This window comes from Vibrio sp. Of7-15, assembly GCF_022347565.1.
In the GTDB taxonomy this organism is placed as follows: Bacteria; Pseudomonadota; Gammaproteobacteria; order Enterobacterales; family Vibrionaceae; genus NORP241.
This window is the reverse complement of record NZ_JAKRGH010000001.1, coordinates 610,213-625,677: the sequence shown is the minus strand read 5'-3', so window position 1 is coordinate 625,677 and position 15,465 is coordinate 610,213. Positions and strand designations below refer to the sequence as shown.

12 protein-coding genes and 1 riboswitch are annotated in these 15,465 nt (G+C 39.6%); of the genes, 4 read left to right on the top strand and 8 right to left on the bottom strand.

Features of this window, described 5'->3' with window-relative positions:
* The first annotated feature begins 615 nt into the window (after nt 1–615).
* A complete protein-coding gene (locus MHO82_RS02490) occupies nt 616–1,131 on the top strand; it encodes an outer membrane beta-barrel protein (RefSeq protein WP_239182261.1) in 516 nt (171 codons plus the stop codon).
* Between the two features lie 48 nt (nt 1,132–1,179).
* On the opposite strand, the gene yciH is transcribed toward MHO82_RS02490, so the two are convergent.
* On the bottom strand, nt 1,180–1,491 hold the full coding sequence (gene yciH, locus MHO82_RS02485) for a stress response translation initiation inhibitor YciH (protein WP_239182260.1): 312 nt from the start codon (nt 1,489–1,491) through the stop codon (nt 1,180–1,182).
* A 53-nt stretch (nt 1,492–1,544) separates the two neighbouring features.
* Nucleotides 1,545–1,901, bottom strand: a complete 357-nt coding sequence (locus MHO82_RS02480) for a DUF3319 domain-containing protein (protein ID WP_239182259.1) — start codon at nt 1,899–1,901, stop codon at nt 1,545–1,547.
* Between the two features lie 175 nt (nt 1,902–2,076).
* On the opposite strand from MHO82_RS02480, the gene MHO82_RS02475 reads away from it, so the two are divergent.
* The gene (locus tag MHO82_RS02475; protein ID WP_239182258.1) at nt 2,077–3,045 is read left to right on the top strand and encodes a tyrosine-type recombinase/integrase; all 969 of its coding nucleotides are present in this window, start codon (nt 2,077–2,079) and stop codon (nt 3,043–3,045) included.
* 37 nt (nt 3,046–3,082) lie between these two features.
* On the opposite strand, the gene lpxC is transcribed toward MHO82_RS02475, so the two are convergent.
* The 3 genes from lpxC to MHO82_RS02460 all read right to left on the bottom strand — a co-directional run bounded on the left by lpxC (nt 3,083) and on the right by MHO82_RS02460 (nt 6,208).
* On the bottom strand, nt 3,083–4,000 hold the full coding sequence (gene lpxC / locus MHO82_RS02470; RefSeq protein ID WP_239182257.1) for a UDP-3-O-acyl-N-acetylglucosamine deacetylase: 918 nt from the start codon (nt 3,998–4,000) through the stop codon (nt 3,083–3,085).
* A 141-nt stretch (nt 4,001–4,141) separates the two neighbouring features.
* Nucleotides 4,142–4,227, bottom strand: a riboswitch (cyclic di-GMP riboswitch).
* A gap of 173 nt (nt 4,228–4,400) precedes the next feature.
* Nucleotides 4,401–5,393 carry a D-alanine--D-alanine ligase gene (locus MHO82_RS02465; protein ID WP_239182256.1) on the bottom strand — a complete coding sequence of 331 codons (993 nt, stop codon included), beginning with the start codon at nt 5,391–5,393 and terminating at the stop codon, nt 4,401–4,403.
* 230 nt (nt 5,394–5,623) lie between these two features.
* Nucleotides 5,624–6,208, bottom strand: a complete 585-nt coding sequence (locus MHO82_RS02460; protein WP_239182255.1) for an SPOR domain-containing protein — start codon at nt 6,206–6,208, stop codon at nt 5,624–5,626.
* Between the two features lie 249 nt (nt 6,209–6,457).
* On the opposite strand from MHO82_RS02460, the gene MHO82_RS02455 reads away from it, so the two are divergent.
* Nucleotides 6,458–9,139, top strand: a complete 2,682-nt coding sequence (locus MHO82_RS02455) for a bifunctional acetate--CoA ligase family protein/GNAT family N-acetyltransferase (protein ID WP_239182254.1) — start codon at nt 6,458–6,460, stop codon at nt 9,137–9,139.
* 54 nt (nt 9,140–9,193) lie between these two features.
* Here MHO82_RS02455 and MHO82_RS02450 read toward each other — a convergent pair whose 3' ends face one another.
* The gene (locus MHO82_RS02450) at nt 9,194–10,075 is read right to left on the bottom strand and encodes a LysR family transcriptional regulator (protein WP_239182253.1); all 882 of its coding nucleotides are present in this window, start codon (nt 10,073–10,075) and stop codon (nt 9,194–9,196) included.
* Between the two features lie 303 nt (nt 10,076–10,378).
* Between MHO82_RS02450 and MHO82_RS02445 the strand changes: the two genes are divergently transcribed.
* A complete protein-coding gene (locus tag MHO82_RS02445) occupies nt 10,379–12,526 on the top strand; it encodes a TonB-dependent hemoglobin/transferrin/lactoferrin family receptor (RefSeq protein ID WP_239182252.1) in 2,148 nt (715 codons plus the stop codon).
* A 63-nt stretch (nt 12,527–12,589) separates the two neighbouring features.
* Here MHO82_RS02445 and MHO82_RS02440 read toward each other — a convergent pair whose 3' ends face one another.
* Both MHO82_RS02440 and galE read right to left on the bottom strand, forming a co-directional pair.
* Complete coding sequence (locus MHO82_RS02440) at nt 12,590–14,092, bottom strand: EAL domain-containing protein (protein WP_239182251.1); 1,503 nt, start codon at nt 14,090–14,092, stop codon at nt 12,590–12,592.
* Nucleotides 14,093–14,396: 304 nt separating this feature from the next.
* On the bottom strand, nt 14,397–15,413 hold the full coding sequence (gene galE, locus MHO82_RS02435) for a UDP-glucose 4-epimerase GalE (protein WP_239182250.1): 1,017 nt from the start codon (nt 15,411–15,413) through the stop codon (nt 14,397–14,399).
* Nucleotides 15,414–15,465 lie beyond the last annotated feature (52 nt).

Below are 15,465 nucleotides of genomic sequence, written 5' to 3'. Positions count from 1 at the left end.
TAAACCTCACGATTCTTTTTTTCTTTTGATGGTTTTTATCGATGGGTAAATCGGGTTTTAATCGACAAAAGCGATGAAACGGCCAAAAGTGACATAATGTCCGAAGCGTGCCCAATTTACTGGACACATAGATACAGACAATTGAAATGGAGATAAATACAAAGAAATGAGAATAACTGGTTGATGAACATAGAAAAAATAAGTCAGCGTTTACAAAATAGATGACCTTAATCCAAATGTTACAATAACTTACGCGAGTGCGTATTATGTACGTTATGTTAAATTAAGTTTGGCGGTATAAGTATAAGCTTATCTATTTATAGCCTCTTCTAGTATTCCTATCACCCACTCCATACTCTGAAGAGATATCAGAAGTTTATACAATTTAACCATAATTGGTATTTACCATAAAATAGCTAATAAACACTATCTGTGAGACTGGCCAACAAAGTTGCTCAGCCTCACAGCTAATCTTTTTAGCTTTCTGTATTGTAAGATTAGGATTACAAATTCTAGAATACAGTGCCTGTAAGTTAGTAAATTAAAAAAGATTTTAGTAGTAGTTGCGTAATTTTGATATATGCTTAATTAATATGGAATGACATGGAGGTTTCAATGCATTTAACAAAACCCATTACCTTACTTGGAGCAGTTGCAGTCTCCATATTTCCGATACTAAGTCATGCTGAAGTTTTACCACTTGCTATTGATGTTAGTGCTGGTACTACACAAGTTGAGTACAAAGAACAGAAAGAAACAGGTATAACTTGGTCTGTAAATGCACGGTATCAGGTAGCCCCAATGAGCAGTATCTATACTGGGTATAGTGAAACCAGTGCCGATCTTTCTACAGCGACCAACCCAAATACAACATTTAAATCTTATACGATTCCAGTAGGATTACGATTTGATGTGCCATTGATTATTGGAGATACCTACCTTCGTGGTGGTGGTGAATATTATAGCTTAGAACATGGAACTGATTCAGAAAAAGGCTGGGGATACCAACTCGGATTTGGGTATCGGTTAGGTATGATCGTAGGCCCAAGCTTAGGCTTTGAAGTGCTTCTATCTGAAAATGATGATATTACGACGACGACATTTTCACTAAATGGTAGTGTGGCTTTTTAGTTAAAAAATAAGGGCAGTAATCATTTACTGCCCTACTCTTTTTATATTTTATCCGCCAGCAAGCTTAACTGTATGTCCTTTCTTTTCAAGATGTTGTTTGATTTTATCTCTATTGTCGCCTTGAATTTCAATCGTGCCATCTTTAACAGCACCTCCACAACCACACACTTTTTTAAGCTCTGCCGCAACCAGCTTTAGCTGAGGATCATCTAGGTCTAATCCAGTAACAATACAAACGCCTTTGCCTTTTCGTCCTTTGGTTTGGCGAGAGATTCTCACAATACCATCGCCTTTAGGACGTTGCACTGGCGCTTTTTCTTCTGTGACTCGACCAACACCTGTGGAGTAAACTAAAGTCATTTTTCTTCTCGAACTGTTGTTAATTTATTGAGAGTAACAAAGAGCATACAGGATTATTCTTTCTTTGGTAATTTATCAATGTAGCCTTTTAAGGCTTTTAATGAGCCTTTTACCAATTGGCCACCATGCATGACATACCATTCTTTTGGTTCACCAGTATCATTTCGAAGATTATAGCCAAGATATTCTTCTTGCTGTTTTTTACCTTCTTTTTCAGCTTTGGCTTCTGCACCCATATCACCCAGTTCACTCGGGTCGATAATAGAGGCAGTATCACACCACCAATCAATACTTTTTTTAACTGCAGCTAAATGCCCTGTTAATACTCGGTTTTTGATTCGTATTTTCCAACCATCTTCTGCATCGCCAGTATTTTCGATGCAATACCCTTTATGATAAACTCGGCCCATGGATATCTCCTGTTCTGCGTACTTATATGATTTATAGCAAAAAAAACACAGAATGTATGCTTACCTGCTAACTTTATTCTGTCATATTTTTTTTTGTATATGTAGCCATTTATAATGAAATAATTAATAAATTTGACTATGCTATCACTAATTATAGTGCACTAGGTAAAATTTGATGACTAAAAAGATTGCTCCTATCGATTGTCCGCAACAAGTGAAAAAAAGTCTTACTCAGTTTTCACAGTTTCTGGAAGATGAAGAACTATTACGCGTATTAACTCACCATCAATATGCAAAAAATTCTCTTATTTCAATGAAGAACGATTGGAATAATTTTTTGCTATTTTGTCTGGATAAATCAGTGTCTCCTTTACCTGCTTCAGTAACAGCGGTGAGACTTTATATTGAAAAGCAAGCACAAACAAAAAAATTATCAACCATAAAAAGATATTTAGTCACGATTGGACTGTTACATCGGTGTCATTCATTACAAGATCCTACCAATCATCGTCAGGTTCGCTTTTTAGTTAAATCTCTGCAAATAGAAAAGAAAGACGATAGTCAGCAGGCCGCCGCCTTTACGCACAATCACCTACTCGCCCTGAATAACAGTTTTGCTGATTCAAGCATTTTAAAAGACATTCGAGATGTATGCATATGGAATGTCATGTTTGAAACCATGCTAAAACGCCGTGAAGCTGGTGATCTCGATGTTAGGCAAATTGAATACAATAATGATGGAACTTTGGCATTAAATATTGAGCTCACCACTTATCAGCTCAGCGATGATACCTCTTCCTTTTTAAAAAGATGGTTAGACTCTTCTGGAATTGAGTATGGCCCTATTTTCAGGCGACTCGATAGACACGGAAATGTCGGCGATAAACCACTGGATGATTCCTCTTTGTACCGAGTATTTCGTAGAGCCAGTGATGAACTGGGCCTAGCCAATGAGCAAGCCTTTTCTGGTCAATCGACACGTGTTGGTGCAACAAGAGAGCTAGCAAAGCAAGGGTACAACTTACATGATATTCAATCTTTTGGGCGATGGGTTAGCCCAGTAATGCCAGCACAATACCTTGGACACAAAGAAAACAGTGAGAAAGGTAAACTAGTATTTAAGAAAATAAAAAGCTGGGATTAATTACCCAGCTTTCATCAATTTAAGAAGAAGAGAAATATTAAGCCGTTAGCATTGTTGGTAAAGCAAATGGTTCAGACGAGGTGGTTTCATTTTCAAATGTAACCCATTCCCATGCTTCTTGATTAGCTAAAACCGCTCGTAGTAGTTGATTATTCAAAGCGTGCCCAGATTTATACGCCCTCATCTCACCAATGATGTTATGGCCGCACATATAAAGGTCACCAATCGCATCAAGGATTTTGTGCTTAACAAACTCTCCTTCGAATCTTAGGCCATCGTTATTCAAAATATTGTAGTCATCCAGTACGATGGCGCAATCGAAGCTTCCTCCTAAGCACTTATTCTGACTTTGTAGGTATTCAATATCTCTCATAAAGCCAAATGTTCTCGCTCTTGAAATACAATCAACAAATGCTTGAGATGAAAAATCAAAGATTAAATTTTGCTCATCATCTTCAATTGCAGGGTGCTTAAAGTCGATTGTGAAATTTAATCGGAACCCCTCATGTGGATGGAACTCTGCCCATTTATCTCCGTCTTCAACACGAATTACATCCTTAATACGCAAAAAGCGTTTAGGTGTATTTAATGTTTCAATTCCAGCAGTTTGCAAAAGGTATACGAAAGGATTGGCACTGCCGTCCATGATTGGAATTTCAGGAGCGTCGATTTCTACAATGACGTTATCAATGCCAAAAGCTGCTAATGCCGCATTGAGATGCTCAACAGTGGCAATCGTCACTCCATCATCATTTATCATGGTGGAGCATAGAGTTGTATCACGAATAAGAGATGGGTCAGAAGAGAAATCTACAGGTGGGTTTAGATCCACACGTCGGTATATGACACCAGTATTAGCAGCAGCTGGTCTTAGAGATAATGTGACCTTTTCACCAGAATGAAGCCCAACCCCTGTCACTTGAACTATTGTTTTTAACGTTCTCTGCCTAATCATAATCTCCTCCCATAAGATTTTTTTTGATTTCTGTATGCATTTTCATTTCCTTTTAAAATCAGAGGATAAAAATAGAAAGAACATGCTAAAAAGGCAGTAATACAGCGCTATAACATTAAGGAGGGAGTTAAACTCGCCAGCCTTGGTAACCCCGCTATCGTAAGAATCTTTCCCTTAGACCGGAGGCTTTGCGTCCTAAGCTTTCACTTAGTTTGCCATTTCAACTTGCTTTGAAAAACACACGATGTCATCAAAAGATAACCACCGTGTAACACAGTATAACAACAATGACAGAATATATAAAATATCTATAAGTTATATAATTAAGCTTAAGACCCTATGAGTACGATGAGCACTCATGAAGGTCTTAAAAATTGCTTGATTTAGATACCTAGTATGTCTATTTTCGACGTACAGCCTGAGCTAAAAACTCTTTGAAATCATGGCCATTATGTTCTAGAAGTTTCGGGAACATTGAAATTGGTGTCATGCCAGGGAACGTATTTACTTCGTTCAAGAAAATCTCATTATCTTCTGTTAAAAAGAAATCAATTCTAGACAGATCTTTCAGTTTCATCTGAACAAACACTTTACGCGCATAGTGTTCGATTTTCTCTAGTTGTTCCTGTGTTAACCCTTCAGCTTCTAATGACGTTGTTGAATGGCTCGTACTGCTGTACTTCTCTTCGTACGTATAAAACACACCGTCAGGACAGCTTACTTCACCTGGTTTAGTAATGAAAAGTTCACCATTAAACTCGTAAGCTGACACTTCAAGCTCCCTTGGTTTCACTGCTTTTTCAACCAATACTTGCTCTGAAAATCCAAATGCCTTTTCTACTGCATCCTGAAGCTCAGTCTTATTAGTGACACGGTAACAACCAACCGAAGAGCCTTGGCAAGCAGCTTTAACAAAAAGAGCTCCCCACTGATTCAACGCATTGTGCGCTTTTTCGTATGAAGCCGTTGTGTTTTCCGTTAAGAAAACATAAGGAGTATTTGGGATCTCTAGCGCGTCATACCACAGCTTTGATGTGATTTTATTAAAACTATGCACACTTGATTCTGCATCACACCCCAAATAAGGCACCTGTGCCAATTCAAATAGAGATTGAATATCACCAGTTTCTCCAGGAAAGCCATGTAAGCATGGAATAATATAATCAATATTAACAGTGCCATCACTAAGCCCTGTTAATGTGCCGTCGAGGCTGAACTGGCATGGATGATTGTTCGATGCTAAAAACCAGCCTGATGATTGTATTTCAACACGAATTACATTGAATCCATCCGTTTGATTCAATTGCTGTTCTAAATAGTTTGCTGAAACCAAAGACACTTCATGCTCTGAACTGCCTCCACCACAAAGGAGTAAAATATTCATATTGCTCATCTAATTAATCATTCCATGTACCATTGAACATACCACATACCAAGAGATCGATATCACCTATGGCATTGGCTGTCAGTAATACCATGTAAAATACCAGAAAATCAGACTTCTCTACTACTAAAAAATAATCATAGAGGAAATACTTAGTACTACATGCTATTTGAATGGATATATTTCTTTATTTTATAAAAAAGGAGAGCCGAAGCTCCCCTTATCAATTTTGTTTATGTTTAATTTAACTTTTGCATTTTAGGGTATGCTGAGTTTTTAATGTCATCGATACTGCGTACAAACGGACCATAAGCTCTTACTTTTGCAGGTAAAGAAGCAATTGCGGCTTTCGCTTGCTGTTTAGTAGCAAAATCACCATACAAAATCGTATACCAAGGTGAGCCATTGACTTCTTTTTGGTTCATCCAGATTGGGTTGCTACCTGGCAATACTTGAGCACGTTTTTTAATTTCTTTATCGTGACTTAATGCCATTACCTGAATCGTGTAACCAAAGCGGCGGTGTTCAACCATCTGCTTTTTCGTTGGCGGCATAATTTTAACGCCACCATTTACTGGTACCGTATCTTTTACAATCACTTCTTTTGATACTGGAGGCATAGCAGCCGTATGAGTAACAATAGGCTCCATTACTTCAACAGGCGGTGGTGCTGTCTCCATAACAGGTTCCATTTCAACAACCGGCTTTTCCTGAGCGAAGCTATACGTTTCTTCCGATGAATTTGATGTAATTTGAGTTGTGTAGCTACCACCTGCACAACCAGTAATTACAGCAGCTAGAGCTAGGGTGACAATTTTTTTCATGTTAAATGTTGCCTACAAAGAGAGTTGATATCATTCTGCCCCGATGCTGCACAGCAATCAAGTGTAAGATCATGATTACACAATGACTATCCGTTATAAGTCACAACTTTCCTCTTTGTATTCCCATCTATTTTCTTTGTGTATAAAAATCTATTAGTGATTGATCACAACCAACCTATCGAATTCTCCCACTATGATATTTTACGCGTAAGATATTTTACTAGGTGCTTATTGATGTAAGGATGATGAATGCGCGGGCTGGATAAACTCTTAAAACCTCAATCAATCGCAGTTATTGGTGCTTCAGATACGCCATACCGAACTGGCAACATAGTCATGAAGAACTTGTTATCTGATGGCTTTCAAGGCCCTATTATGCCAGTGACACCCAAATACGCATCAGTCCGAGGAGTTCTGGCATACGCCAGTGTTGATGACTTACCCATTTCTCCTGATCTTGCTATTCTGTGTACAAATGCTCATCGTAATCCGCAAATTATCAGACAACTAGGTGAAAAAGGTGCAAAAACGGCCCTTATTCTCTCTGCGGAAATGGCCATTAATACAAATAGTGAGGGGATTTCCGAGCAGCAAGAAATGCAGGCCATTGCGAAGAAGTATAACATGCGACTTTTAGGTCCAAACAGCATGGGGATCATTCTACCTTGGCTTAATTTGAACGCCTCTTTTTCTCCTATCAAAGCCCTTCCTGGAAAAATTGCTTTTGTTTCACAATCCGCTGCCGTATGTACCACCATTCTCGACTGGGCTAATGAAAAGAAAATCGGTTTCTCTACTTTCATATCTTTAGGTGACGCTTGTGATATCAACTTCGCTGAGCTCTTAGATTGCTTATGTACCGACAGTAAAACCGATGCGATTCTTCTCTATGTCGATTCAGTTAAAGACGCTAGACGCTTTATGTCGGCTGCTCGTGCTGCTTCACGAAATCGCCGCATTCTGGTGGTTAAAAGCGGACGAACAAAAGCAGGAAGTGATGCTGCGCACATACATACGGGGGGAGAAATAGGCTTAGATGCGGTGTACGATTCTGCCATAAGGCGTGCTGGTATGCTCCGCGTATCAAATACTCATGAGCTCTTTGCCGCCGTAGAAACACTTGCCCATTCCGTACCGTTAAGAGGCGAAAGACTCGCTATCATCACAAATGGCGGTGGCCCAGCAATCATGGCCGTCGATGCCTTAATTGAACGAGGTGGTAAGCTTGCAGCATTAAGTGAAACAACCACTCAAAAACTAAACGCGTTACTTCCTAAAAGCTGGTCACGCACAAATCCAATCGATCTCGTCGGAGACGCAGATTGTGATCGCTACTGTAAGGCATTGAACATTTTACTCGACAGCGACGATTTTGATGCGCTGCTTATCATGCATTGCCCCTCTGCTATTGCCCCCTCCACCGATTCAGCCAAAAAAATCATTGAGCTAATCAAAGACCACCCCAAAAGCCGTCACTATAATATTCTGACTAATTGGTCAGGTGAACAAACGTCTAAAGAGGCGAGAAACTTATTTACTGATGCAGGATATCCAACTTACCGAACACCAGAAAGTGCGGTGTCTGCCTTCATGCACCTTGTGGAGTACAGACGTAACCAAAAGCAACTAATGGAAACTCCTGTCTCCACTGGACATATACCAAAGCAAGATGTGGCTAAAGCAAGAAAATGGCTAAGCCAATGTTTAACGGAAGGGCTAAAGCAGCTAGATAGCCACCAAGTCACCTCTTTATTCGAGTCTTATGCATTTTCTACGTTAAGAACCTGGATTGCCTCTGATCCATCCGAAGCGGTACTGGTTGCTGAACAAATTGGTTACCCTGTTGCGGTAAAACTGCGTTCTCCGGATATTCAGCATAAGTCGGATGTACAGGGAGTTATGCTCCATTTGCGCAGTGCCAATGAAGTAGCCAATGCCGCCCACGCCATACTTGATCGTGTTGCTCTTACCTACCCCAAAGCCCGCATTCAAGGCTTGCTCGTCCAAGGAATGGCTCACCGAGCTGGCGCACAAGAACTACGCATAACCGTGAAAACCGACCCCGTTTTTGGCCCTGTGATCTTGCTCGGTGAAGGCGGCTCCGAATGGGATATCACTAAAGATGCTGCTGTGGCTATTCCGCCACTTAATATGGCTCTAGCACGCTACTTAGTTATTAATGCGATAAAAACAGGCAAAATACGTAATCAAAATTTACCACAAAAAATGAGCATCACTGGCTTATGTGAGTTTTTAGTCAAGCTGTCTCAAATGATCATTGATTGCCCTGAAATTACTCAGCTAGACATTCACCCTCTGTTAGCTACTGGCAACGACTTCACCATTATCGATGCATCGGTCAATATAGAACCATTTATTGGTGACTCACACAGCAGACTAGCGATCAGACCTTACCCCAACCACTTAGAAGAAAACACTGTCCTACGTAACGATGCCGAAGTGTTATTACGGCCGATTCTTCCTGAAGATGAACCAAACCATAAAGAATTTATTTCGCACGTTTCTGTAGAAGATCTTTATAAACGCTTTTTCTCCGATGTTGGTGAGCTCAACCATGAAGCACTAGCCAATTTAACTCAAATTGATTACGACAGAGAAATGGCCTTTGTGGCAGTTCAAATGGTAAACAATAAAGAACGTATACTTGGTGTCGCCCGAGCTTTAGCTGACCCCGAAAACATCGATGCGGAATTTGCGATTCTTGTCCGGTCTGATTTAAAAGAACAAGGGTTAGGCAAGATACTGATGAATAAAATCATCCAATATTGTAAGGATCATGGAACTAAACAGATCTCAGGAATGACCATGCCTTCTAACCGAGGCATGATCATGCTCGCTCAAAAGGTTGGGTTTAAAATCGATATTCAAATGGAAGATGGTGTAGTAGATATGTTACTGCCTCTGCAATAAAAACGACTTAATGAAGTTAATGAGCCAAAGTAAACTCATTAACTTCATTTCGAATTATACCCCATGTTTTTTAAGATAATTTACACACCAGCTCTTGGCCTTACCCATCCTATTTCTTCGCCAAGCAATCACTAACTCAATACCAGATTCTTCAGCGCCATGAATCACTTTTAGCGCTCCACTTTCAATCAATGGCTTAATCATCTTTGTTGGAAGAGTTCCTATGCCTAAGCCTGCGACAATGGCATCTTTTTTGGCACTCATGCACGATACCGTTAATCTAGGCTGCTCATCTAATAAATTATGGCTCAGTGGCGGTGCTTGTCGTGCTGTATCTGCGGCTGCTATTCCTCGGTATTTCGCCCGAGTTTCTGGTAATAAAGGCTCCGGCTCTGAATGAATTGGATGTTCAGGAGCGGCAACCCATATGCTGTCAATTTTACCTATTGCCTCAATTTTAACTTCCGAAGGAACCACCATCGGCATTGGAGCAATCAGTATATCGGCTCGATCTTGAGTAAGAGCCTCCCAACATCCCGCGAGAATTTCTTCTTGTAATTTAACTCTCGTTTTAGACTTCTTCCCTAATAATTCCACCATAGGAAACAATTCAGAAGCACAAATTAGACCATCAAACGCAATCGTTAGATCTAACTCCCAACCATGAGCAAGCACATTAGCATCAGCCACGATTTCTTCCGCCGCATGAATTAGCATCCGGCCTCGATCAAGAAGTAATTGGCCTGCTTTTGTAAAACTAGCCCTATGCCCCGAACGATCAAAAATCATTAAATCTAAGTCTTGTTCTAATTTTTGAACTTGATAACTCAAAGAAGATGGTGCTCGATTCAGCTCTTCAGCCGCCGCTGCAAAACTCCCCCTGCGATCAATCGCATCTAATACAACCAAAGCCTCAAACGACAATAACTGACTCACAATCTTCCTTAACATAAGTATTTAATAACGACAGTTTATCCTTCCTGACATAGGTCTTCTAGAAAAATATATAAAGCATCGTACGTGATCTGAATCTCATTTTTCATACATTTACACCCTGAATACCTAAAATTAAAAAAATTCTAAGACAATGATTTTAATACATATTGGCAGGCATACGATTAAATATCGTCAAAAATAAAACCTAAGTAATAAAATTAATGATAGCCATTATCATTCTCATTGATCTATTATGCGCACAACCAACGATAAGTTATCCATTTGTATTTACGGAAAAACACGATGTCTTACAAGAAAAGTTTCCTCGTAACTTCTATTCTAGCCTCCCTTTCTAGCCCAGTTTTAGCAGAAGAGCACACCCAATTTGATGAGGTTGTTGTCTCTGCAATACGTACAAATCAAACCATCGAAAACACAGCCGCTTCTGTAGCCGTTATTTCTGATAAAGAAATTGAAGAAAATATGGCTAAGAGCGTTGAAGAGGTTTTTGAATATACGCCTGGTGTAACCATGAATTCCAGCCCTCGCCAAGGTGCCCAAACCATTAACATTCGTGGAATGGAAGGAAAGCGAGTAAAAATTCTTGTTGATGGATCATCCCAGCCTGGCTCATTTGATGGTGGCCCGTACAGCTTTATCAATTCTAGTGCTATCACGATTGATCCAGACATGCTAAAAAGTGTTGAAATAGTCAAAGGCGCGGCATCAAGTTTACACGGTAGTGATGCTATTGGGGGCGTTGTTGCCTTTGAAACGAAAGATCCAAGTGATTTCCTAAAAGACGGTGAAGATTTAGGTGGTCAAGTTAAACTGACCTACTCTTCTGAAGATAAATCATTCAGTGAGCATGTAGCTCTAGCAAATCGCTTCGGTGATCTAGAAACTTTAATCGCATTCACACGTCGCGATGGTGAAGATGTTCAGAACTTCCGTGATCAAAATAACCTTCAAAACTATTCAATTGATTCACAAGATACCGCTGCGAATAACTTACTGGTGAAGCTGCAATACCAAGTTGATGATAATCACCGCATCGAATTTCTTGCTGAATTAATCCAAGACACAACAGACTCAGATATTCACCATTCATCCTACCCTAGTTTTACTGGTGAAGATGAAACCAAACAAAATCGCTTTGCAATTAAGCATATTTGGTTCGCTGATTCACCATTTGCAGATACCATAACCAGCAAAGCATCTTATATTGCTAAAGATGAAAACGGTGTGACTAAGCGATTCCAACCAGCAAGTGCCGGTAGACCACCATGGGTACCTGCTAACAATGACAATAACCAAACAAAAGATTATGTTTACAAGGAAGATAAAGTCGAGCTTGAATCTCAGCTAGATAAAGAAATTAATAACCATTATTTAGTTTATGGCCTTTCTTACACACATAGCGACATCAGTAATACCAATATGGAGTACAACTCCGATCCCGCTACTGCTGATAAGATCTACGTTTATACACCAGATGCAAAAGAACAAAAATTTGGTTTCTTCTTACAAGACGAGATCGCTTTAGCTAATGATAAACTCGTTATAACTCCTGGTGTTCGATTTGATCATTTTTCAACAGATCCAGGCGATAATACAGGCGAAAAACTAGAAAAATTCAGTGATTCAGCAGTAACTGGGCGTATCGGTGCGACTTACCAAGCAACAGACTCAGGTACTGTCTTCGGTCAGGTAAGCCAAGGTTTCAGAGCGCCTTCATTTGATGAGCTCTACTACACTTATGATAACCCTGCCCACAGATATGTGAACGACCCGAATCCTAACCTAAAGTCTGAAACAAGCCTATCTTATGAACTAGGCTACCGTCACCGAACACAAGCGACCTCTTCAGAATTTGCTGTCTATTACAGTGATTACGATAAGTTCATCGAGCAAGTTATCACTGAAAAAACAGGTACTTTGACTCGTTATTCTTATGTAAACATTGAGTCAGCAAAGATTAAAGGTATCGAACTATCTAACCAAATTTTATGGAATGAGCTTGTTGGGGCTCCTGACGGCCTATCCACAAACTTTGTTGCTTCTTACACTGAAGGTGAAGACGGAAAAGGTAATGCGCTAAATAGTGTTAACCCATGGAATGCAGTACTGGCATTAAACTTTGATGCACCAAGTCGCAATTGGGGTACAAGCCTGAAGTTAAACTACACAGCTGATAAATCACGTCGTGATATAAATACTGACGAAAATAACGGCGGTAAAGCAGATCAAGTTGAGCTGCCTAGTGCGACAGTTCTTGACTTAACCGCTTACTATAAGCCAGTGAAAGATGTAACAATTCGAGCCGGTGTCTTTAACCTAACAGATAAAGAATACTACCGCTGGAATGACGTTCGTGGAGATGATGAACTATTTAAAGACAACTCTCAGGCAGAACGTAATTACTCAATTTCAGTAAAATACGATTTCTAAACAAATCATACTGTGAGTAAAAAAGGCTTCTGAGATTTTCAGAAGCCTTTTTAGTTTTGACTATTAAATACTATATTGAGAAAACTGCTCTACAGGCATTGGTTTACCAAATAAAAACCCTTGCTGTAAGTACACCCCTCTCTCACTCAAATATTCTGATTGCTCTTGTGTCTCGACCCCTTCTGCAATCATCTCCATGCCAGATTGCTGTCCAAAAGCAATGATGGAATCCAATACTGAGAGTTTCAAATCGCTGGTGCCAATCGTTTCAACAAACATCTTGTCTATTTTCATACTCCGAAGGTTCAAAGATTGAATATAACCAAATCCACCATATCCTGTCCCAACATCATCAAGTTTAACTTCGACACCTTGTAAACGAAGTTTATCGATCACCGCAGACGCCGCAGTAATATCACTAAATCGTTTACGCTCAGTAATTTCAAAAGAAACTTGGGTCGACGACATTTTATGATTTTTCAGTAATTCAGCTAACTGCTCAGCAAGTTGCTCACACTCCAGTTGATCAGGTATTACATTAATCGTTAAGACATGAGCTGTCTCTTGCCAGCCTAATTCACTTAACTCTCTGATCGCTTTTTTCATTAGCTGGTGAGTTAAAGGTTTAATTTGACCACTATTTTCAGCGTACGGGATAAATTCATCTGGTTGGATAATACTCTTTCCAATTCGGTTCCAACGCGCTAATACCTCACATCCATAAAGTGCATTTGTCTGTGTATTTACAATAGGCTGATAATAAGGCACAAATTCATTTTTTATCAAGGCTCTCTCTATAACAGAATAAATTGACACTTTTCGTTGAAGTAAGCTTTTTTGCAAGGAGAGGAGCAACAACGTAATGATAATCCCCAACATAGCCAAAGGGATCATGGCTAGATCGCAGTATTTTTGAATAAGTTCACGTGAAGCCCGTGCAGATAAAATGATGGAGTCGTTAATGTTATAGTTGAGTAAAGCTGGCTGACTAAAAAGTTGATGCTCTCCCCGCCAATATACGATTGTTGGGTTAGATAAGCTGTAAATGGAGGTTAATAAACAGGCTGAACAATATTTATGACTTAGTGCGCTCATTACTAAAGGTTCAAGGTAAATAATCAATTCACCTTTTGGTGTTTTTTCTTTTACAACAAGCACATTATCTTCTTGATTCGGGTAATTAGTGACCCATAAAGAAAGATCTTTTTTAAAATTAGGCTCAAGCAGTTTGAACTTTGAATTACCCAATACATCATCATGACTAGAGCATTGGACACCATTAGCAAGATTTAATGAAATTCGACGAACAGTAAGATCCGTATAAACCAGTTTTCGTAGACGATGAAGATCTTCAGGTGTGCAAGTGTATGAAAATGAACTGCTTAATAAAGCAATATTATCAAGGTAGGTATTATATTGCTCTCTATAACTAGAAAAAAGCTGGGCGGTGTCATTCTTAATTTGATGCTTAAGGTACAGTTGGCCAGAAATAGGTGCTAAAGAAATACATAAGCCAATAATGACGCTGAAAAGTACAATTCTGGGTATCACAACCTTTAAAAGCATAAGGCCACATTTATTGTATAAAATGAGGTGATAACACCGTCAGCATGTCCTATTTGTCTGACATCTCTTTTTTAACAATAACCGCTGCAACAACAATAAATGCAACTAATAAAACAATTTCCATCACCAACACTCCCCGTTTTAAACAAATTTTAAACCACTAATCAACAAGCACCGCAAATCTATCATACAATTGATTGTGAGTTCGAGCGCACATAATAATTTGTGAGCAATATCGATACAATTTAATAAAACAAATGCAACAAGGGCCTAAACATGGCCCTTTATAAATCAATCAATTTTATCAACTATTTGGATAACCATGAGGGTTAGCTTCTTGCCAACGCCACGTATCTTGTGTCATTTCATCGAGACCACGGCGCGCCTTCCAACCAAGCTCTGACGCTGCTTTTTCTGGTGCTGCCCAGCATTCCGCAATATCTCCTGGACGACGATCCACCAGCTTATAAGCTACTTCTTTCCCAGAAGCATTTTCAAACGCTTTTACCATGTCAAGCACACTATAACCATTACCTGTGCCAAGGTTATAAACATGTAAACCAGCCTTGTTGCCTACGCGATTTAACGCCGCTAAGTGGCCATCTGACAGATCAAGAACATGAATATAATCACGCACACCAGTCCCGTCTTTTGTTGGGTAATCGCTGCCAAATACAGATAAAAATTCACGACGACCAACTGCCACTTGAGACACAAACGGCATTAGATTATTAGGAATACCTTGTGGGTCTTCACCTAATTGACCTGAAGGATGGGAACCAACAGGGTTAAAGTAACGCAGCAGTGTAATGCTCCAATCTGGGTTGGCTTTTTGGAAATCCGTTAAGCACTCTTCCACCATTAGCTTACTGCGACCATATGGGTTAGTCGCACTGGTTGGAAAATCTTCTTTAATGGGAACAGACGCAGGATCGCCATATACAGTTGCCGACGAACTGAAGACTAACGAAGTAACACCCGCTTCGCGCATAGCATCAACTAAAACCAATGTGCCATTAACGTTATTATCGTAATACTCCAACGGCTTTTCAACAGACTCACCCACGGCTTTCAAGCCAGCAAAGTGAATCACAGCATCGATTTGTTGTTCAGAAAAAACATGATTTAAGAAAGACTTATCTCGAACATCCCCTTGATAGAACAGCGGCCTAGTCCCTGAAACAGCTTCAATTCTTTCTAAAACCGTTTGTTTACTGTTATCTAGGTTATCTAAAATCACTGGTGTCATACCAGCTTCGATCATTTGAATACAAGTGTGACTTCCGATGTAACCCATACCACCTGTAACTAATACACGCATCATTAAATACCTAATCTGTAAAAATCTAAAAGTAGTTTACTCGATAATTTTA

Bases quoted from the DNA above. Each gene is read 5' to 3' on its own strand.
- MHO82_RS02460 (WP_239182255.1), bottom strand. From the start codon at position 6,208: ATGAAAAAAATTGTCACCCTAGCTCTAGCTGCTGTAATTACTGGTTGT.
- MHO82_RS02445 (WP_239182252.1), top strand. From the start codon at position 10,379: ATGTCTTACAAGAAAAGTTTCCTCGTAACTTCTATTCTAGCCTCCCTT.
- yciH (WP_239182260.1), bottom strand. From the start codon at position 1,491: ATGACTTTAGTTTACTCCACAGGTGTTGGTCGAGTCACAGAAGAAAAA.
- MHO82_RS02455 (WP_239182254.1), top strand. From the start codon at position 6,458: ATGCGCGGGCTGGATAAACTCTTAAAACCTCAATCAATCGCAGTTATT.
- MHO82_RS02440 (WP_239182251.1), bottom strand. From the start codon at position 14,092: ATGCTTTTAAAGGTTGTGATACCCAGAATTGTACTTTTCAGCGTCATT.
- MHO82_RS02480 (WP_239182259.1), bottom strand. From the start codon at position 1,901: ATGGGCCGAGTTTATCATAAAGGGTATTGCATCGAAAATACTGGCGAT.
- MHO82_RS02475 (WP_239182258.1), top strand. From the start codon at position 2,077: ATGACTAAAAAGATTGCTCCTATCGATTGTCCGCAACAAGTGAAAAAA.
- galE (WP_239182250.1), bottom strand. From the start codon at position 15,413: ATGCGTGTATTAGTTACAGGTGGTATGGGTTACATCGGAAGTCACACT.
- MHO82_RS02490 (WP_239182261.1), top strand. From the start codon at position 616: ATGCATTTAACAAAACCCATTACCTTACTTGGAGCAGTTGCAGTCTCC.
- MHO82_RS02465 (WP_239182256.1), bottom strand. From the start codon at position 5,393: ATGAGCAATATGAATATTTTACTCCTTTGTGGTGGAGGCAGTTCAGAG.
- lpxC (WP_239182257.1), bottom strand. From the start codon at position 4,000: ATGATTAGGCAGAGAACGTTAAAAACAATAGTTCAAGTGACAGGGGTT.